The following is an 18789-nucleotide window of genomic DNA, read 5'->3' as shown; positions in this document are numbered from 1 at the left end:
CAAAGAAGGGTTTAGAAGACGCGAAATCAACTTGATTCAAGAGGTTGATTCCATGTGGCATATCCATTTGCAAAAATAATATTGCATGTGTAAAACTTCGCAATCGACTAGTCAGGCTAATAAGTATGCCTCAACCAAGGCCGCAAAGCCGAATCAACCACTCGCCGGAGACAGAATGAAGACTGAAGTTAATCGCCGCAGCTTCTGCGCCGGGCTCGGTGCCGCCTCGCTGATGGCGTTTACAGGATCTGTATCCGGCGCAGTTCGCAACGGAAAGAAGCCGAATATCGTTTACATCCTGGCAGACGATATGGGGTGGGGTGATATCGATGTTTACAACAGCCATTCCGCGATCCCCACTCCGGTGTCGAATCAGTTTGCGCACGAGGGAATGCGATTTACCGACATGCATTCCTCCTCGGCGGTATGCACGCCTAGCCGTTACAGCATTCTGACGGGGCGCTATTGCTGGCGTTCCCGGCTGAAGAATGGCGTTCTTAACGGCGACTCTCCAAACCTGATCGAAGAGGGCCGAATGACGGTTCCTACCATGCTCAAGCAGGCCGGATACTATACGGCGGGTGTCGGCAAGTGGCACCTCGGGTTGGGCAACGAGGAGAAGACCGATTTCTCCAAGCCGCTGGTTCCCGGCCCTGTCTCACATGGCTTCGATTATTACTTTGGGATTCCGGCTTCGCTGGATATGGCCCCTTATGTCTACTTTGAGAACGATCATGTTGTGGAAGCCCCAACCATCAAAGATCCGGGCAGCAAGGAGCCGCGCGGAGTCTTCTGGCGGGCAGGTCTGCGGTCGAGTCACTTCGAGATCCCGCAGGTGCTTCCTACCCTGACCAGGAAGGCGGTTGAAGTGATTCACGAACGCGCCGCCAAGCCTGACCAGCCTTTCTTTCTCTACTTCGCCCTTCCTTCTCCGCACACGCCTTGGGTTCCACTCCCCGAATATCACGGCAAGTCAAAGGCGGGAGACTATGGTGACTATGTCGTCGAGGTCGATACCATGATCGGCCGCGTGCTCGATGCTTTGAAATCGGCGGGCTTGTATGAAAATACGCTGGTCGTCATAACCAGCGATAACGGTGCTGACTGGAAGCCTGAAGACATCGAACAATATCCCCATCGCGCCAATGCTGCCTGGCGCGGCGAGAAGGCCGACATCTGGGAGGCGGGACATCGCATCCCGTTCATCGCCCGTTGGCCCGGACATATCCCAGCGAATACGGTCAGCAACGAGACCGGGTCGCTGACCGACTTGATGGCGACTCTGGCAGCGATGTTAGCCGTCACCCTGCCTCCCGATGCCGGAGAGGACAGTTACAACCTTATGCCTGCTCTGCTGAGACAGAAGCATGCTCCCATTCGGAAGACCATCATCGACCACTCCATCGACGGCATGTTCACGATCCGCGAGGGCGACTGGAAGCTGGAGCTTGGAATCGGCAGCGGGGGCTTCTCCGCCCCGCGCAAGATCACACCGGTGGAAGGCGGAGTGAAGGGACAGCTTTATAACCTGGCCGATGATCCGCACGAGCTGTACAACCTCTACGACCAGCATCCTGAGATCGTGGAGCGACTGACGAAGTATCTCGATGGATACAAAGAGTCAGGACACACACGCTATTGAGCTCAGTGGCATGGCGTAGCCGATTTTCGTTAAAATTGGGGACGTAATGGCATTCCCAATCAAAATCTGCGTGATCTGCAAAGAGGAGTTCGAACTGAAGCCGGACAAGCCCGGCTTCGCCAACCGCTGTCCGGAGTGCAGCGTCGAGGAAGAAGCTTCCGACTCGACTGCAAAACCGTCGATGAATGCCGATGAGCGCAAGGCTGAGCGTGAGGCAAACGCGGAGCGGCGGAAGGCGATCCGGGACCTGCTTTACCGTAAGGATCGCTGACAGACGCTTGTGAGTCTCCGCGCATAATGCGTGGGAGGGTGAAAGCCTTGTGTCAGAGCGTATCCATGTACTTGATGAGCAGAACCTCGTTGCCGATCTCACTGTAGATCAGCTCGTCTACGGTGCCGCCTGCGAGGAGAAGGCCGTACCCACCAGGACGCATCCCTTCCTCTTCACGTCTCGCAATGTGGAGCAGGGGATCCTGATCAGGACTCACCATAGCCACCTCGCTTAATGATTCGCGACGAAATCCTGATCCAGGATCGCGGACGTAAAACACGAAGGCTCTTCCGGTGCGAACCGCTGTGACCTCGATGACCTGTTCGGGGTTGAAGGCGGCGCCATGCTCCATGGCATTCAGCAGAATCTCATGCAATGCCTGCATCATCTCTTGTCGAGTATTTGGGGGGACCTGTGCGCTGAGCTCTTTGGCAAAGGTCATAAGACGCTCGGCCGTGAGGAGCTGGCAGTTTGCACGGACGGAGACCCAGCCGGGCCGGGCGCTTATGACCTCTATGCCGTCTCTCCACTGAGAGTCTGAGGCTGCGTCGCGAGCAAGGTTTGCGATCTCCCAGAGATCGAATGGAGGGGTAAAGCAGGCGAAGACGCGGGCCCGCAGGGCCGCGATGACTTCATCAGGGGTGCTATGCCGGGCGAGGACGATGCACTTTACCGCAGGCCGAATGAGGCGCATCTCCTCGAGCAGAGCGAGATCCTCCTCGACAGCCGTATTGGGACTTGTGATCACAACACCGAATGAGCGCAGGCGTAACAGCTGCAGAGCGCCGACCGGGCCGGCGGCATATTCGATAGGGACGGCAGCGGCGGAAAGGGCATCCCCGATCTCGTGGGTTACGGCGTTATCCGTTCCAACAACAAGAACCCGGCTCATGATCTCCTCCGAGGAGAGATGGAATCACTCTTTTGAAATGTGGCAGGCCCTGTACCCAGAATGATATCGAAATCGCATCTCGCCGTGATCCTGTGTCCGAAGATGCATTGCGATATTGTTGGAAGATCAACTTCCCTTTGAGGTTTCGATCGCATGTTGCGTCCCCTGGCTGCAGTATTTTTTGCGCTTCTCTCATTAATCGCCGCAGCGCAAAGTCAGGACGCGCAGGACAGAGTAGTTCACCTGAACCAGATTCAAGTGATCGGCACGCATAACAGCTACAACATGGGCTTCGCGCCGAGTGAGGCGAAATACTTCCAGGAGCATTACGCAAAGGCTTATCACGGCCTGGAATATCACCATCAGAACCTCACCCGGCAACTCGATGCCGGAGTGCGGCAGCTGGAACTGGACATCGTTCAGGACCCGCAGGGTGGGCGGTTTGCGCATCCGAAGATCGTCGAGCTGACGAAACAGGAGGGCTTGCCTGCCGATCCTGACTTTGATCCGAATCATGACATGCGAAAGCCCGGATTCAAGACATTGCACCTGGGCGATCTGAACGAGCGCAGCAGTTGCCCTTTATTTGTCGATTGCCTGCGGGCGATACGCGCATGGTCGAAGGCACACAGGCGCCACGTGCCCATATTCATCCTGGTCGAAGACAAGCAGGGCAAGGTGAGTCAGCTCCCCGATGCGGTGACGGCAGAGCCGTGGACCGCTGCTACCTGGGATGCGATGGATGCAGAGATTCGGTCGGTGTTCAAAGAGCGCGAGATCATCACGCCGGATAGGGTCCAAGGGAGCTATGCGAGTCTCGAGGCAGCGGTGTTGGCGGGTAAGTGGCCGAATCTGCTGGAGGCGCGGGGCAAGGTGGTCTTTCTGCTCTATAACCGCACGTCTGCGCCGGCTTATCTTGCAGGACACGCGATGATGAAGGGCCGGGTGCTGTTTGTGAATGGACGTCCGGGTGAGCCCGAGGCTGGGTTCGTCGAACAGGATAGCGGTAAAGCGGCCGAGATCGATGCGCTGGTGAAGAAAGGGTATCTGGTGCGCTCGCGCTCCGACTACAACACGGATCAGGGCAGGACGAACGACACGACTCGCCGGGACGAGCTGCTCGGCAGTGGGGCACAGATGATCAGCACGGATTTTCCGGTGAGCGAACCTGCTCCGTGGACAGGTTACACAGTGGGGCTACCGAATGGGCTGCCGGCGAGATGCAATCCGATAAACGCTCCGAGCGGATGCAAAGACGCGCTAATCGAACAGAACGTGAAGGCAAACAGGCCTTAGCCGCATTTAGTATTAAGGATAGAAGGTGGGAGAGGAGGAATTTAGAGATGAGCTCATCGCATGAACCTGCATGGATTGATCGGTGGTGGCCGCTGCTGGTGATCACTTTCGGGTTGATCTTCGTGGCGTTCCTTGTTTCGTTCAAACCGACTATTTAAGAGAACTCACGAAAAAGGTGCGAGTGGCGCGGCTGAAGCCGTGCCTTTCTCTTTAAGAGAGAAGCATTCGAGTCCCGCCAACTTATTTTCTTCGTTTCTCTTTGGTAAAGATCTCCAGTGGTCTTAATACGTGTCAGCCGCAGTCCTCGGCTTACCCCAGGTGCTGTCCAAGAAGAGGTATCGGGCGCGATTTGCATCTGGCTTAGCAGCGGAGACCTTATCCAGGTGCATGGTCTGCCACTCGGCTGGGCCATAGATTGGCCATTTGGGGACGCCGGGCCCGTTGGGATCGCCGGTCCGCGCGAAGTTAGTCCAGTACGTCTGGAACTCATTGGAGAGTTTGCGATCCTCAGGACGCCAAAGGGCTTCGGGGCGAAAGTCGAGAGTGCCGAAGACGTATTCGATGTCATCGGAGTGAAAAGCTCCGGCTGCGGGAGTATGGTACCGGTCTCCGGGATTGCCAAGGGCAAACAGGTATCGGTAGACAGGCGCCTTGCCGGTAGCTACCTGCGCTTCAAGCCAGCGCCAGGTGGAGTAGGCGATAAATTTGTCGCCTGCATAGTCAGCGGCTGAGTTGAGAGCTTCCGTTGCGGTGGTGTTGGGGTAGAGTTTCAGAAATTCAGCGGTGCTGGTGGGGAAGTCTTTAGCGGCTTGCTCGGCGAAGCCCGCAGCGGTGAATTTATTGAGACTGCCGGCGATGCCTCCGCGGCCTTCGTCTGCGTTCCATCCGGCAAGAAGAGGAATGTGCGCCTGCTCTCCGGCTGCATAGATCTCGGAGACGGACTTGGGGAAGAAATAGCCGTCGACATCAGGTCCGAACCTGGGAGCCGGACGGGCGGCGAGGACGGGACGAATGATGTCTTCCGTAGAGATGCGTCGAAGCTCGGCAAGTTTGCTGGTGCCATAGGTGGCGAGGGCAAAGTCAGAGTCAGTCTTCTCCCGCTGCTCGCGGGTTGCGTCGGGTGGACGGGAAGAGGCGAGCGCACCTCCGCTTTCACCGATGGCTTTCTGAAAGAGATCGCGGGAAAGGGGCGATGCCATCTGTGAGCTGACGGAGAAGGAGCCAGCGGACTCGCCAAAGATCGTGATGTTGGAAGGATCGCCACCAAACGCTGCAATGTTGTCCTTGACCCAGCGAATGGCTGCGGCCTGGTCCAGGAGTCCGTAGTTGCCGGAGGCGTGGTGTGGCGATTCAGCCGTGAGTTCGGGATGAACAAAAAAGCCAAAGACGCCGAGGCGATAGTTCATGGAGACGACCACCACATTGCGATGCGCAAGGAACTGGCCGTCCTGACGACGCTCGGAGGTACCGCCGCCACTGTAGCCGCCACCGTAGATCCAGACCATAACCGGCAGTTTGCCAGGCGCGGCGTCGGCAGGCGTCCAGACATTCAGGGTGAGGCAGTCTTCCGACGGGCCCGGATCATGGAAGGCCATGTCGTTGTAGATGGCGGACTGAACGCAGTGATAGCCGAAGTCGTGTGCGGAGCGAACGCCATTCCAGGGTTCCGGCGGTGCAGGCGGGGCCCAGCGGAGATTGCCGATGGGGGGCGCGGCATAGGGGATGCCTTTGAAAGCCATTACCTTGCCATCAGACGTGGTTTCGCCCTCAACGGCTCCCTTATCGGTTTTAACCTGCTGGGGAATGGCGCCGAAGGCGACGGATGAGGCGAAAAGGAGCGCGAGGGGGAGAGCTAGGCGGAAGTGAAAGGGCATGTTTAGGTCTCGGAAAGAACGGTAGCACAGTCGGTTGCGGCTTGCTGCGTCGCCTTTCCCTTGTCGGCGAATCTGCCCCATTCCAGGATGGCTTTCGAATGCTAGAGTGATCTGCCATGAAAATTGCCTTCGCTTTGATGACGGCACTATTCTCGCCTATCTCGCTTCCGGTTGCCGCGCAGCTAAATCCCTCGACGATGCCCAGGACAGGCAGCGTCGATCCTCGTTTTCAGTCCTACAACGTGGAAATGGTTGAGATCATTGGCGGACGCTTCTGGAAGCCCTACGGCAGCAAGAGCACAGCGGCTGAGACCAGGACAGCCACTCCCGATGGCATCGATCCCTCTCTCTTTGAGCAGAGAACGCCAATTGATCTCTCGAACCCGCGATTGCGCAAACTGGCAGCGGCGCTTGGTCCCGCCTATATCCGGGTCTCCGGAACTTGGGCCAATACGGTTTACTTTCAAGATACCGATGCTCCTGCACCAGCCACGCCGCCGGAGGGCTTCACGGGTGTCTTGACGCGGGCGGAGTGGAAGGGAGTCGTCGACTTCGCGAAGGCTGTCGATGCGAAGATCGTGACCTCTTTTGCGACCAGTGGAGGCACCCGCGATGCTTCAGGCACGTGGACACCCGTCGAAGGTGAGAAGTTTGTCCGATATACCCACTCCATCGGGGGATCGATCGCTGCCGCTGAATTTATGAACGAACCCACCTTCGTGAGCGTTGCAGGGGTTCCAAAAGACTATGACGGCGCTGCCTACGGACGCGACTTCGCGGTTTTTCAACCTTTCTTGCGAAAGGCGGCGCCAGAGGCACTCGTGCTCGGTCCGGGCTCGGTGGGAGAAGGGATCGACTTCGTTCCGGTAAAGTTACTGCCGTCGAAAGAGCTTCTGGAGGGGATGGGACCTCAGGCTGTAGATGCTTTCTCGTATCACTTTTACGGCGCTATTTCGGAACGATGCGGCACCGGCATGGGAGCCAAGAGCACTACAAGCCCGGATGCTGCGCTTACGGAAGACTGGCTGACACGCACCGGCAGAGTCGAGGAGTTCTATGCCGGCCTGCGTGACGCCTACGTGCCGGGAAAACCGATGTGGCTTACCGAGACGGGCCAGACTGCGTGCGGAGGCGACCGCTGGGCTTCAACCTATCTTGACAGCTTCCGCTACCTTGATCAGTTGGGCCGTCTCGCACGGAACAATGTGAAGGTCGTGATGCACAACACTCTCGCAGCCAGCGACTATGCCTTGATCGATGAAAAGACTCTCGATCCACGTCCCAACTATTGGGCCGCGTTGCTGTGGCACAACATGATGGGTACCACGGTCCTGGACGCAGGTCCCGCGCCCTCGACGTCTATTCATGTTTATGCTCAATGCCTGAAAGATCAGCCCGGAGGCATCGCGCTGCTGGCGCTGAGTCTGAGCCGCACGGAAGCACAGACCCTGCATGTTCCGGGGAAAGGGACGCGCTTTACTCTTACGGCTCCAGATCTGATGAGCCACTCTGTAAAGCTCAATGGAAAAGACCTGAAGCTCTCGGCCAGTGGAGAGATCCCAAAACTTACAGGGATTCCTCTTGCAAAGGGAATACTCGATCTTCCTGCTGCCAGCATCACGTTTGTTGCCTTTCCTGAAGCGAAGAATCCATCCTGTCAGTAAGAATCCGGAACAGCGGATCTGAAGATCAAAAATTCCGCGGGCATTTGCCGGGAGCCGAGGCATTCGGTGTATCGTCGCTAGTAATTATGCGTATCGAAAAATTTTCATTCTTCGCCTTCGCCGCCACGATGACACTTGCTGCTCCCCTGCTGGCACAACAGGCAGCTTCGCCTGGAGCAGCCGCACCTCGACACCAGGACACGGAAGTCTATGAGCCGGTTCCTCCGGTCGTGACACCGGGTGCCACAGACTCGGCACCGCCTTCCGATGCGATCGTATTGTTTGACGGTAAGAACCTGGATGAATGGGTATCGGCCAAGGACCAATCGCCAGCCAAATGGGATGTCGCCAATGGCATCGTGACCGTGAGCAAAGCTCCCGGCGTTGGCAACATCGAGACGAAGAAGAAGTTCAAGGACTACCAGCTTCACGTCGAATGGAGAATCCCGGAGAACATTACCGGGAGCGACCAGGCGCGCGGCAACAGCGGCGTGTTTCTGGCTTCAACCGGGCCGGGGGATGCAGGGTATGAGCTGCAGGTTCTCGACAATTACAACAACAAGACCTATGTGAACGGTCAGGCAGGAAGCATCTACAAGCAGGCCATTCCGCTGGCGAACCCGAATCGTAAGCCTGGAGAATGGCAGACCTACAACGTTGTATGGACCGCGCCAAGATTCAACGAAGATGGCTCGGTGAAGACTCCCGCCTACGTGACGGTCTTCTTCAACGGCGTGCTGGTCGAGAATCACTTCGAGCTGAAGGGCGAGACGTTATATGTCGGCAAGCCCTTCTACAAGAAGTACGATACTGCGCCGATCAAGTTGCAGGCGCATGGCGACAAGAGCGAGCCGATCAGCTTCAGAAACATCTGGGTGCGAGAGCTCAAGTAGCAGCGCCTACCTGAAAGGCAGGCATCGTTACTTTACGGGCCAGGCGGTCTTGCCTCCGTGGTGGTAGGCAAGATTGCCGATATGCCCGGCCCTCGCGCAGGCGATGCCTGCCTCTACGGGAGCGTTCGGCTCGTTGCGGGTCTTGATGCATTCGAAGAAGTTCCGCATGTGTTGAATCGTGCCGTCCTCGAAACTCGCTTCCTTGAGGATGGGATTGCGGTCGCCCTTCGCATTCTCGTGAAAGATGCTCATGCCGGAACGGTTGATCTTGAGCGTGGCGTCGGTGCCGCGGAACTCCAATCCTCCATCGTCGATGGAGGATGCCATCATGCCTTCGTAGACGACATCGAAGCCGGGATAACGGAAGGCTGCCTGGATGGTGTCCGGGCAGTCCCAATCCTTGTAGACGTACTTGTCGCCGAGCATGAACGCCATGGAAGGTTCGTCGGCCTTCATGGCCCACTGCGCGACGTCGATCCAGTGAGCGAAGAGATCGGTCATCGCGCCGCCGCCAAAGTTCCAATACCAGCGCCAGCGGAAGAACTTGTCGAGAGTGAAGGGCTGTTCGGGCGCTCCGCCGAGCCACTGTTTCCAGTCGAGCTGAGCTAAGTCGATGGGTTTGGGAACCCAGCTGGAGCCGTAGTTCTGCCACCAGTAGGTGCGTATCTGCCTTACCTCTCCGAGCGAGCCTCCCTGGATGAGGTCGACCGCGTTGCGAAAGTGATTCCAGCTCCTCTGCTGCATCCCGCACTGCAGGACCTGCTTGCTTGAACGGACGGCCTTCCGGAGCGTGGCGCCTTCTTCCAGCGTGTGAGTTACGGGCTTTTCGAGATAGACGTCCTTGCCTGCGGCAAGGGCCGCTGTGGCGATGCGCACGTGCCAGTGATCGGGGGTCGCGATCAAGACCGCATCGAGGGTCTTGTCGTCGAGGACCTCGTGAAAGTCCATGTGCGTCGTCGCATCCACCGCATTGGCGCGCGCCTTCACCTCATCGCGCCGCGGGGTGTAGACGTCGCTGATCGAAGCGATCTCGAAGGGCATTCCCGTGCCGTCTGCAGCGCCAAGCAGCTGGCGCATGCGGCCGCCGGCGCCTATGACGCCGACGCGAAGTCTGTCGTTTGCTCCGAAGGCTCTTGTGGAACCCAGCGCTGTAAGTCCGCTGGCGATAAGGAAATGGCGACGGTCTGGCGTAAACGTCATGGCTCTCCTGGATCTGATAGTCCCGAGGATGGTATCAAAGCCGTCTACCCTGCGAAGGGAGGAGAGAGTACACCCCCCCTGTTTTTGTGCAAAGTCTTCATGGTATGAGACTTAGCCTCGGACCTCTATTGCAAGTTCTTCAAAACACAGGCCATCTTTTGTAAAGTCTTGAAAAGATTGAACAAAAAAGAAAACCCCAGCAAAGAGGCTGGGGTTTCTTTTCGATTCTGTGATCTATTTTACCAGAATGAGTGAGGCAAATCGGCAACGACTAAATGACTTATATTCAACCACTTTACCTCGGCAAATCCATTGACTAACCCAAGTTCTAGATTTCCGGGCTAAAGATTGCCTTGAGGATGTAAATCCAACCCTCATGAGCAATGCCATACACGAAAGCAGCTAGCCCTAGGACCATCAGAATCATTTGCGCCCATGTGGGCGCTTTTTCTATGGCTCTAGAGAGTACTCCCATACTTAGCCATGCTCTCAGGGGATCCGGCGAGGTGCAAGAAAAACCAGAGCGCCTTAACTCAAACCAAGGCTTGACAGTCCAAAGCTGCGACTGCCATGCGACCGAAAGACAGCAAAATGTGTGATGGCCCCGGGACCGTTTTGCGGTCTCCGGGGCCATTTGATGTTTCTTGCAGACGGCCCGTAAGCCGAATTCTGTTCTAGATGATCATTCCTCTACGCGACGCATTACTACGGCGCTTTAGCAACCTACCCGCAGGTTTCGGCTCCCTTTCGGGTCTCTCCGCCTGGGCGCACCGGGCCGATACGCCATCGCCGCCTGGAGAGGAGCGGCGAAGTCCCTGCCTATTTGGTCTTGCTCCGTGTGGGGTTTACCATGCCGCGTCTGTTACCAGCCGCGCGGTGCGCTCTTACCGCACCTTTTCACCCTTACCTTCGCTCGCTTTCGCTCGCGGAGGCGGTATGTTCTCTGTTGCACTGGCCGTCCGGAGGTCTTGAAACCTCCGTCCCGGACGTTATCCGGCACACTGCCCTGCGGAGTTCGGACTTTCCTCCCCCGAGCCCTGCTTGCGCATGGTCCGGCAGCGATCATCCGGCCGCCTGCAGGCTTTAGTTTAGCGCATGGGAAAGTGTTCTTCTTCCCCGTTGTTTCCTGCGAACTTACATCTCAAAAATCGAGATGTGGGGCACCCCTGCCGACATGTTTGAAAGCAGATTCCTCCGCTTCGCTACGGAATGACAAATTTGCTAACGGAACGACAAGCTTCGCTAACGGATGACAAATTTGCTTTGAAGTTCAGAGGCAGGAGGCTAGTCATGGAAGATGAACGGCTTGAGAGGTGAAAAATGCTCGCCGCAACTCATGAGCGTATTGCGGCGAGCGTGGAGAAGCCTGCTATTCGGTCCTCAGCGCGTCGATGGGGTTGATGGAAGCGGCGCGACGCGCGGGAATGATTCCGGCGATGAGGGCCGCTACCGCGAGGGTGCCGATGGCGAGAGCCAGCACGCCTGCTCCTGCTGTGGCGATCTCGTAGAGCTGCGACTTGACGAAGCGCACCGAGAGGTAGGCGACGGGGATACCGATAGCCAGCCCGATGGAGGTTTCGACGACGGCTCCGCGCAGGATCATGGCGACAACGTTTGTGCGCTCGGCACCGAGCGCCATGCGGATGCCGATCTCGTTGGTGCGCCGCACGACGCCGTAGGACGTCACGCCATAGAGTCCGATGGCGGCGAGGAGAAGGGCGAGTGCGCCGAAGAGCGAGGTGAGCCGGGCGACCAGGCGCTCCTCGGTGAAGCGGTCGGCGATCTGGTTCGAGAAGGTCTGGAACCTGACGACGGCGAGGTTGGGATTGATGGCGGCCAGCGTGCGGCGGGAGAGCGATTCGATGTCGTTCATCGGCCGGTCGGTCTGGAGCACGAGGGTGCCGGCGTAGAGGCTGATGTCTTTCTCGACTGGCTCCTTGTCGCTGGGTTCGCGTTGCACCATGGGAAAGAAGAACATGTTGTGGTCCTTCCAGCGCACGTTATTGTAGGCGGTGTCTTCGACGACGCCAATGATCTCGAAGTCGCCAGAGGAGACGGGGCCGGCCTCGCCAAGGCGGCGGCCGAGGGGGTTGGCACCTTGGAAGAAGGTCTTGACGAAGCTCTGGTTGACGACGGCGACGGCGGGTGAGGTAGAGGTGTCCTGCGGACCGAAGCCTCGGCCCATGGCGACATGGGTTCCGACGGAGTCGAAGTACTCGGAATTGACTTTCACGACGGAGGAGCTCTTGTGCGAATCGGGCTGGCCCTGCACCTGGACGCCGGTGCTCCAGTTGTCGTTCTCCATGGGAGTGTAGGTAGAGATTCCGACCTTCACGATGCCGGGTATGGTATGGAAGTTCTCTTCGATGGTGCGGTAGAGCGCTTCGACCTGTGTGGGGGCGTAGCCGGCGGCCTGAGGGTTGATGTGGACGATGTAGCGGTTGGTGGAGTCGAGCTTCATATCGGTGTTTTCAAGCTTGCCGAGGCTCTGCGCGAAAAGCCCGGCGCCTACCAGCAGCACCACCGAGAGTGCGGCCTGCAGGATGACGAGCGAGCGCTGAAGCATCGAGGCGCCACCGGAGGTGGTTCGCGAGCCAGAGCGCAGAGCGTCGGCGGGTTCGGCCCGTGCGGCGATCCATGCAGGGGCAACACCGAAGAGGATGCCGGTCACAAGCGACAGAGCGAAGGCGAAGCCGATGACGGGCAGAGAGGGCGAGGCGTCGAGGGTAACGCTCGTAGCGCCGGGGAAGGCGAGCGCGATCAACATGCGCGTTCCGAGGTAGGCGAGGGCGAGCCCCGCTACTCCGCCCAAGACCGCCAGAACGATACTTTCGGTCAGCAACTGGCGGATGATCCTCAACCGCTGCGCTCCAAGCGCGGTGCGCACAGACATCTCCATGCGGCGGTTCATGCCTCGGACCAGCAGAAGATTGGCGATGTTGGCGCAGGCGATCAGAAGCACCAGCCCGGCGACCCACATCAGCAGGCGCAGGTGCGAGGCGTAGTTCTCCTGCATGGCCTGAATGCCCGCTCCGCCGGGGGTGAGCGTGGCGTGCACCTTCGGCAGCAGCTTTTCGCCATCAGGGCCTTTGTAGTCCCGGAGCGTCGAGAATTCCTGTTTCAGCAGGGAGTTCACCTTCTGCTGTAGAGGGGTTATGCCGGTGCCGGGCCTGATGCGGCCGATGAAATAAAGCCATCTTTTCCTGGGGTCGTGGACGAAGGGTGCGTTTGCCAGCGCGTCCATCGTCTGGATGGGCAGATAGAACTCCGGTGACGCGCTGGTGACACGGTCGCCGAAGAAGCCCTTGGGAGCGACGCCGACGACGACGACCGGTTTGGTGTTGACCCAGAAGGTGCTGCCGACGACGGAGGGGTCGCCGTGCCAAGCGTTCTGCCAGGTGCTGTAGCTCATGACAGCGGCTATGGGCGCTCCCTGGGCGTCGTCCGTGTCAGTAAAGAGACGTCCTGCGGCGGGGCGGAGACCGAAGGTGCGAAAGTAGTTGCCGGAGACGAACTCGCCCACGACGGACTGGGCCAGGTTGCCTGTCCCCTCGCGTCGCACGGTGACGGGACGGTAGCCGAAGCCGGCCTGCATGGCGCCCAGCTCTTCGAATTCGGGATGTTCTTCTTCAAATACTGGTAGGTTTCGGTGGAGAAGAGAGAGTAGTTGCCATCCTCCATGGCTCCCCCGTTGATGCAGCAGTCGGTACCTTCGCCTATATGGAGGAGCGTGGCCGGATCGGCGACGGGAAGGTTCTGGAGCAGGATGGAGTTGACCAGAGTGAAGATGGCGGCGTTGGCCCCGATGCCGAGCGCGATGGTGAGCAGGATGGTAGCGGTGAAGGCAGGGGTCTTCCGCAGCTGCCGAAGCGCATAGCGCACATCCTGAAGAAGAGAGGTCATCGCGATTCTCCGGATCGATAGAAAGAACTCGTGGCATGAAAGTGGGAGCACGCGATCCTCCAAAGCAAAGGGTGAAGAAGCGCCGTGTTTGCAGGTAGTTATGAAGAAGGCCTACGAGCGGGCGTGTCCGGTATCGATTTTTACTGTTCGTGCACGGACAGTGGAACCGGAGAGGGCTAGAACACGTAATCTTGTGGGACGAACAACCTCGCTTTGCCAACGACGGGCTGATAATCTCGGCTTGTCGCGACAGAACAGCTATGGAATTCAAGGAAGCCGTTAAGATTGCCCTGCAGTCTCTCTGGGCGAATAAGCTGCGATCGATTCTCACGCTGCTCGGCGTCGTCATTGGCGTCGCCAGCGTGATCGCTGTTGTGACGCTCGTCAACGGCGCGAATGTTTATGTGGCCAGCAAGGTGAACAAGTATGGCGCCGATACCTTCACCATGAGCAAACAGCCGCAGATCATTACCAGCTACGAACAGTACCGCGCATTCCAGAAGCGTAAAAACATTCTGTTGGAGGACTATCTCTACATCGCCGAGAACTGCAGGCACTGCGATCAGGTTGGAGCTCAGCAGACCTCGACTGGCAAGATCGTCTTCGGCACACAATCGTCAACGGACACGGTCATTCGCGGCCAGACCTATGCCATGCCCGAGATGCAGAACATGAACATCGTGCAGGGCCGGGGATTTACTCCTACAGATGACGAGCATGCCGCACATGTGGCGCTGGTCGGGTCGGACATCCAGGAGAATTTGCTGAAAGGCGACGACCCCATCGGCAAGGAGATTCGTGTCGATGGTGTTCCTTATACGATCATCGGTCTCGGGGAGAAGCAGGGCAAGACTCTGGGCCAGAGCCAGGATAACTGGGTTTCGGTTCCGCTCTCTGCGTTTCAGAAGACCTACGGAACGGCGAAGACGCTGACGATCTATGCCAAGGCAGGAGCGGGCTCAGATGCTCTCGAAGTCGCTACCGACGAGGCCCGGCAGCTGATGCGTTCGCATCGGCATGACAGGCCGGGAGTCGACGACAGCTTCACGCTGGAGACCAGCGATACCTTTGTTGGTCTGTGGAAGAGTATCAGCCAGGGATTTGAGGCGGTGGCCGTTGCCATTGCGGGAATATCGCTGGTGGTGGGCGGAATCGTGATCATGAACATCATGCTGGTCTCGGTGACGGAACGCACGCGCGAGATTGGGGTCCGCAAGGCTCTGGGAGCGAGGCGAGGCGACATTCTGATCCAGTTCCTGATTGAATCGGCGACGATGGCGCTGGCGGGAGGAGCCATCGGCGTGATGGGAGGTATGGGCGTGGCGCAGGTGGTTACGGTGCTGCTCGGCTTTCCGTCTTCGATTGCGGTCTGGAGCATCTTTGCCGGGCTGATCGTCGCGGCGAGTGTAGGAATTTTCTTTGGCGTGTATCCGGCTCGAAAGGCAGCGGATCTGGACCCGATTGTGGCGCTTCGGTCGGAGATTTAGTGAGGCTTAGAGGATATCTATGAACGTTGGAGACCAGAAAGAAGCAGTCAAAATGGCGTTCGACCAGCTGCGCGCCAACAAGCTGCGGTCGGGCCTGACGATCCTCGGCATCGTGATCGGCGTGGTGACGGTGATTGCCATCTCTTCGGTCATCAATGGCCTGAACTCCCGCGTCTCCGGCATGGTGGAGGCGATGGGAACCAATGTGATCTGGGTCTTCCGCTTTCCCGTTATCGGTGTGCGCCCAACCACAGAGATGCTGACGCGCAAACAGCTCACCATGGAAGACGCAGAGGCCATTGCGGAGTTGCCACACGTGGTGGCGGTCTCGCCCTCCCTGCGCTACCAGAACTTCCAGTTCAACGCGGGATCAGTAACGGCGAAGTACGGTACGCATAAGGTTGAGAGCGTTTCGCTGGAAGGCGACACGACCTCGTCGAAAGATGTGTACGACTGGGACATCCACGAAGGCCGGTACTTCAATGAAACCGACCAGGAGCGCGCGACCAACGTCACCGTGCTGGGCCACGATACCGCTGAGGATCTCTTCGGAGAGGAGAGCCCTCTCGGCAAAGAGGTTCAGATTGAAGGCATAACCTTCACCGTTGTCGGCACGCTGGAGAAGCAGAAAGCGGCCTTCGGGGGAGGGAAAAACCCCGAGGACAACTTCGCCTACTTTCCGATTACGACCTTCCACAAGCTGCACCCCGAGGTCCTGGATTACTGGGTCAGCGTGAAGTTCGACGACCAGAAGAACAAGCCCGCGGTCATCGACTCCATCACCGACCTGCTGCGCCGGCGTCGCAAGGTTCACAATGAGGCGGAGGACAACTTCGCCATCTTCGGGTCGGATTCGATCACGCGCCTGTGGACGCAGATTACGGGTTCCCTGTTCCTGCTGATGTTCGGACTTTCGGCCGTTGGATTGATGGTCGGGGGCGTCGGTGTCATGAACATCATGCTGGTCTCTGTGACCGAGCGAACACGGGAGATCGGCGTGAGGAAAGCCATCGGTGCGACCAAGAAGATCATCCTGATGCAATTCACGCTGGAAGCCATTACGCTGTGTGCGCTGGGAGGAATCATCGGCATCCTCGTGGGCAGTGGACTGGCCATGGGACTGCGCTTCATCCTCTCATCGCAGGTCTCTCTCTTGTGGGTGACGGCAGCGTTCCTGTCCTCGTGTGCGATCGGGCTGGTGTTTGGGATCTATCCGGCGTGGAAGGCGGCCAATCTGAATCCCATCGACGCGCTGCGATACGAATAATGAACGAGATAACTCTACAGCCGAGCTGCCACGGCTATTAAGAATAGCAGCGGGGCTGAACTTCGCTATCCCCCGAAGGGGGCCATTCCTCGTCTTTGCCGTACCCGGTAGACTAGAGGCATGCTGGCAATTTGCATCGAGGGCCTCACTGCACTGCTGGCTTTAGCTGGCATCGTTTACATGGTGCTGGTGCTGTGGGGCGCGCGTGATTTTCATCTTGCCTGCCGCAGGCGCGGTTTGACGTCTGGCTTTACCCCTGATGTGTCGATCCTGAAGCCAGTTAAGGGGATCGACCAGCGGATGTACGCTGGATTCGTAAGCCACTGCAGCCAGCAGTATGCGGGACGGTTCGAGCTTCTCTTTGGCGTCAGCAGCCTCTCCGATCCTGCGGTTGCCGAGATCGAGCGCCTGAAGGCGGAGTTTCCAGCGATCGCCATCCGGTTGATCGAGTGCACGCAACGGCTCGGGACCAGCGGCAAAGTAAGCAATCTGGTTCAGATGCTTCAGGAAGCCCGGTACGAGCATGTCGTCATCAACGACAGCGACATCCTCGTCTCCCCTCATTACCTCACTCATATCATGAGCTGCTTTGAAGACCCTTCACGGCCCGCCGGCCCGCGCGTGGGTCTCGTAACTGCACCCTATGTCGGTCATACGCCAGCCAGGAACGCGGGTCTATGGTCTCGGCTGGAGGCGTTGGGAATCTCGACCGATTTTTTCGCCGGCGTCCTTACCGCCCGCAAACTCGAAGGAGGCATCCGCTTCGGCCTGGGATCAACGCTCGCAACGACCAGGGCCGTGCTGGCGGAGACCGGAGGCCTCGAGTCGCTGGTCGAATATCTCGCGGACGATTATGAGATGGGAGTGCGGATTGCCGACGCTGGTTATCGCGTCGAGCTCTCGGAAGAGGTTGTGGAGACATCGGTTCCCGATTACACCCTGCAAGGCTTTGTCGATCATCAGTTGCGGTGGGCGCGTTCGACGCGTGATTCCCGCAAGCTGGGCTACGTCGGCCTTGGAATCACCTTCTGCCTTCCCTGGGCGATCTTCGCGTGTATTGCCAGTGGCTTCGCTCTCTGGAGCTTCACTTTGCTGAGCCTTGCGCTGCTTGCTCGGGTGGCGGTTGCGCTCTCGGTCGGAGTGGGCGTACTGCGTGACCAGCAAGTGCTGCGCGATCTATGGCTTCTGCCGCTGCGCGATTTCCTGGCTTTTGGTTTCTGGTTGTGGAGCTTCGCAGGGGACACCGTGGTGTGGCGTGGCGAGCAGTTCCACCTTCATGAGGGACGCATCAGCAAGTCGACGACGCTGGCCCATGTCAAAGTCGTTCGTTGAGACAGTTTTCGCATTTCATCAAGTCTTTCTGCGGGTTCGTCACATTCGCTGAACTTCCCGCTATGCCTTGCGTAAATTAAGATCATAGGCGTCCCTCTGTTCTTCGACGAGGTGATCTATGGCCCTTCCCAGCGGTCTTCGACTTTCTGGATGGAAGCGGCCCCGGGCCTGGGCGTGGCTTCTCGTATTTCCCCTTCTTCTCAACCTGGATACAGGCGCGCTCTGTCAACAGGAGGATGCCGCGACAGTAGAAAAGCGAATTGAACGCGATCGCAAGACCATCTCCGAAGCTGAACGCCTTCAGCTCAATAGCGGTGAAGTCGGGCGTCTGTGGGCGGAGATTGCCTCCGGCGAAGAGGACCTCGGTCACTTTAACCAGGCAGAGAATGCGTATGCACGCGCACTGGAAATCTTCGGTCGTGATCCATCCACGCAGATAGCCTATGCGGTTACGCTGGATAATCTAGGCACTTTGTACGCGCTGACACAGCGTGGGGATGCGTCCCTGAACTGCCGGAAGCGGGTACTCGAAATCTTTCAAAGATCGGGTAATTTACTTCGGGCCGCTCGCGCCGAATCTCATCTGGCCGATGCCTACCTTGCTCTTGGCAAGAATAAGGATGCGGAGCAACACGCATTGCTTGCAGCTCGCGAGCTGTCGGCGCTGCCCGATGCAACCAGGGAAGATCGGGCATCGGCGCTGGTAGGGTATGCCTTTGCCAGCTGCCTATCAGGCCATTGCGGAGAGGGAATCATTGCCGCGCGGAAGGCCATGTCGCTGACTCGTGAGGCGCTTCCTCCAGAGTCCTTTGCGATTGGACAGGTGCACGTAGCGCTTGGATACACCGAGTGGAGAACGGGCGACATCGCAAGGGCTGAGGGAGATCTGCGCGAGGGCATCCGCATCCTCCGGCTCCGGCTTCCTCCATCGCATCCGCTCGTGGTGCAGGGGCTCGAGATCTATCGGTGGTATCTTTCTGACCTCGACAGGAGATGCGAAAACAAGAAAAGTTGCTGAAGAAGAGCAAGAGGCTCAATCCCGGCAACCCGCCTGCAACAACTTGTGTC

13 protein-coding genes and 1 other RNA gene are annotated in these 18789 nt (G+C 58.2%); 9 read left to right on the top strand and 5 right to left on the bottom strand.

Annotated elements, in window-relative coordinates; translation table 11 throughout:
* The first annotated feature begins 175 nt into the window (after positions 1-175).
* Both AC5S26_RS02605 and AC5S26_RS02600 read left to right on the top strand, forming a co-directional pair.
* Complete coding sequence (locus AC5S26_RS02605) at positions 176-1642, top strand: sulfatase family protein (RefSeq protein ID WP_494183291.1); 1467 nt, start codon at positions 176-178, stop codon at positions 1640-1642.
* A gap of 46 nt (positions 1643-1688) precedes the next feature.
* Positions 1689-1913: a hypothetical protein gene (locus tag AC5S26_RS02600; RefSeq protein ID WP_494183290.1), complete on the top strand. Its 225-nt coding sequence runs from the start codon at positions 1689-1691 to the stop codon at positions 1911-1913.
* 52 nt (positions 1914-1965) lie between these two features.
* Here AC5S26_RS02600 and AC5S26_RS02595 read toward each other — a convergent pair whose 3' ends face one another.
* Positions 1966-2805 carry an ATP-binding protein gene (locus AC5S26_RS02595; protein WP_494183289.1) on the bottom strand — a complete coding sequence of 280 codons (840 nt, stop codon included), beginning with the start codon at positions 2803-2805 and terminating at the stop codon, positions 1966-1968.
* Between the two features lie 153 nt (positions 2806-2958).
* On the opposite strand from AC5S26_RS02595, the gene AC5S26_RS02590 reads away from it, so the two are divergent.
* Positions 2959-4101: a phosphatidylinositol-specific phospholipase C1-like protein gene (locus AC5S26_RS02590; RefSeq protein ID WP_494183288.1), complete on the top strand. Its 1143-nt coding sequence runs from the start codon at positions 2959-2961 to the stop codon at positions 4099-4101.
* A 281-nt stretch (positions 4102-4382) separates the two neighbouring features.
* On the opposite strand, the gene AC5S26_RS02585 is transcribed toward AC5S26_RS02590, so the two are convergent.
* Positions 4383-5975, bottom strand: coding sequence for a carboxylesterase/lipase family protein (locus AC5S26_RS02585; RefSeq protein WP_494183287.1), 1593 nt, complete (start codon positions 5973-5975; stop codon positions 4383-4385).
* Between the two features lie 116 nt (positions 5976-6091).
* Between AC5S26_RS02585 and AC5S26_RS02580 the strand changes: the two genes are divergently transcribed.
* Positions 6092-7639, top strand: a complete 1548-nt coding sequence (locus AC5S26_RS02580; protein WP_494183286.1) for a glycosyl hydrolase family 79 N-terminal domain-containing protein — start codon at positions 6092-6094, stop codon at positions 7637-7639.
* An 86-nt stretch (positions 7640-7725) separates the two neighbouring features.
* A complete protein-coding gene (locus AC5S26_RS02575; RefSeq protein ID WP_494183285.1) occupies positions 7726-8532 on the top strand; it encodes a 3-keto-disaccharide hydrolase in 807 nt (268 codons plus the stop codon).
* A 27-nt stretch (positions 8533-8559) separates the two neighbouring features.
* Here AC5S26_RS02575 and AC5S26_RS02570 read toward each other — a convergent pair whose 3' ends face one another.
* The 3 genes from AC5S26_RS02570 to AC5S26_RS02560 form a co-directional block, all read right to left on the bottom strand.
* On the bottom strand, positions 8560-9732 hold the full coding sequence (locus tag AC5S26_RS02570; protein WP_494183284.1) for a Gfo/Idh/MocA family protein: 1173 nt from the start codon (positions 9730-9732) through the stop codon (positions 8560-8562).
* Between the two features lie 642 nt (positions 9733-10374).
* Positions 10375-10810: RNase P RNA component class A (gene rnpB / locus AC5S26_RS02565), an RNA gene on the bottom strand.
* Between the two features lie 291 nt (positions 10811-11101).
* Complete coding sequence (locus AC5S26_RS02560) at positions 11102-13672, bottom strand: ABC transporter permease (RefSeq protein ID WP_494183283.1); 2571 nt, start codon at positions 13670-13672, stop codon at positions 11102-11104.
* Positions 13673-13895: 223 nt separating this feature from the next.
* Here AC5S26_RS02560 and AC5S26_RS02555 point away from each other — a divergent pair, with 223 nt between their 5' ends.
* From AC5S26_RS02555 to AC5S26_RS02540, 4 genes are all read left to right on the top strand, one after another.
* A complete protein-coding gene (locus AC5S26_RS02555) occupies positions 13896-15122 on the top strand; it encodes an ABC transporter permease (RefSeq protein ID WP_494183282.1) in 1227 nt (408 codons plus the stop codon).
* Between the two features lie 19 nt (positions 15123-15141).
* A complete protein-coding gene (locus tag AC5S26_RS02550) occupies positions 15142-16389 on the top strand; it encodes an ABC transporter permease (protein ID WP_494183281.1) in 1248 nt (415 codons plus the stop codon).
* A 120-nt stretch (positions 16390-16509) separates the two neighbouring features.
* Positions 16510-17721, top strand: a complete 1212-nt coding sequence (gene hpnI / locus AC5S26_RS02545; RefSeq protein ID WP_494183280.1) for a bacteriohopanetetrol glucosamine biosynthesis glycosyltransferase HpnI — start codon at positions 16510-16512, stop codon at positions 17719-17721.
* 118 nt (positions 17722-17839) lie between these two features.
* Positions 17840-18739 (top strand): tetratricopeptide repeat protein, encoded by a 900-nt coding sequence (locus AC5S26_RS02540; RefSeq protein ID WP_494183279.1) that lies wholly within the window; start codon positions 17840-17842, stop codon positions 18737-18739.
* The last annotated feature ends 50 nt before the right edge of the window (positions 18740-18789 follow it).

The sequence above is a fragment of the Edaphobacter sp. FHG110511_03 genome (genome assembly GCF_059115365.1).
Note: the sequence above shows the minus strand (reverse complement) of the source record. Positions and strands in the feature narration are given on the sequence as shown.

Excerpts from the sequence above, each read along its gene's own strand:
- AC5S26_RS02605 (WP_494183291.1), top strand. The coding sequence starts at position 176 with ATGAAGACTGAAGTTAATCGCCGCAGCTTCTGCGCCGGGCTCGGTGCC.
- AC5S26_RS02600 (WP_494183290.1), top strand. The coding sequence starts at position 1,689 with ATGGCATTCCCAATCAAAATCTGCGTGATCTGCAAAGAGGAGTTCGAA.
- AC5S26_RS02595 (WP_494183289.1), bottom strand. The coding sequence starts at position 2,805 with ATGAGCCGGGTTCTTGTTGTTGGAACGGATAACGCCGTAACCCACGAG.
- AC5S26_RS02590 (WP_494183288.1), top strand. The coding sequence starts at position 2,959 with ATGTTGCGTCCCCTGGCTGCAGTATTTTTTGCGCTTCTCTCATTAATC.
- AC5S26_RS02585 (WP_494183287.1), bottom strand. The coding sequence starts at position 5,975 with ATGCCCTTTCACTTCCGCCTAGCTCTCCCCCTCGCGCTCCTTTTCGCC.
- AC5S26_RS02580 (WP_494183286.1), top strand. The coding sequence starts at position 6,092 with ATGAAAATTGCCTTCGCTTTGATGACGGCACTATTCTCGCCTATCTCG.
- AC5S26_RS02575 (WP_494183285.1), top strand. The coding sequence starts at position 7,726 with ATGCGTATCGAAAAATTTTCATTCTTCGCCTTCGCCGCCACGATGACA.
- AC5S26_RS02570 (WP_494183284.1), bottom strand. The coding sequence starts at position 9,732 with ATGACGTTTACGCCAGACCGTCGCCATTTCCTTATCGCCAGCGGACTT.
- AC5S26_RS02560 (WP_494183283.1), bottom strand. The coding sequence starts at position 13,672 with ATGCCACGAGTTCTTTCTATCGATCCGGAGAATCGCGATGACCTCTCT.
- AC5S26_RS02555 (WP_494183282.1), top strand. The coding sequence starts at position 13,896 with ATGGAATTCAAGGAAGCCGTTAAGATTGCCCTGCAGTCTCTCTGGGCG.
- AC5S26_RS02550 (WP_494183281.1), top strand. The coding sequence starts at position 15,142 with ATGAACGTTGGAGACCAGAAAGAAGCAGTCAAAATGGCGTTCGACCAG.
- hpnI (WP_494183280.1), top strand. The coding sequence starts at position 16,510 with ATGCTGGCAATTTGCATCGAGGGCCTCACTGCACTGCTGGCTTTAGCT.
- AC5S26_RS02540 (WP_494183279.1), top strand. The coding sequence starts at position 17,840 with ATGGCCCTTCCCAGCGGTCTTCGACTTTCTGGATGGAAGCGGCCCCGG.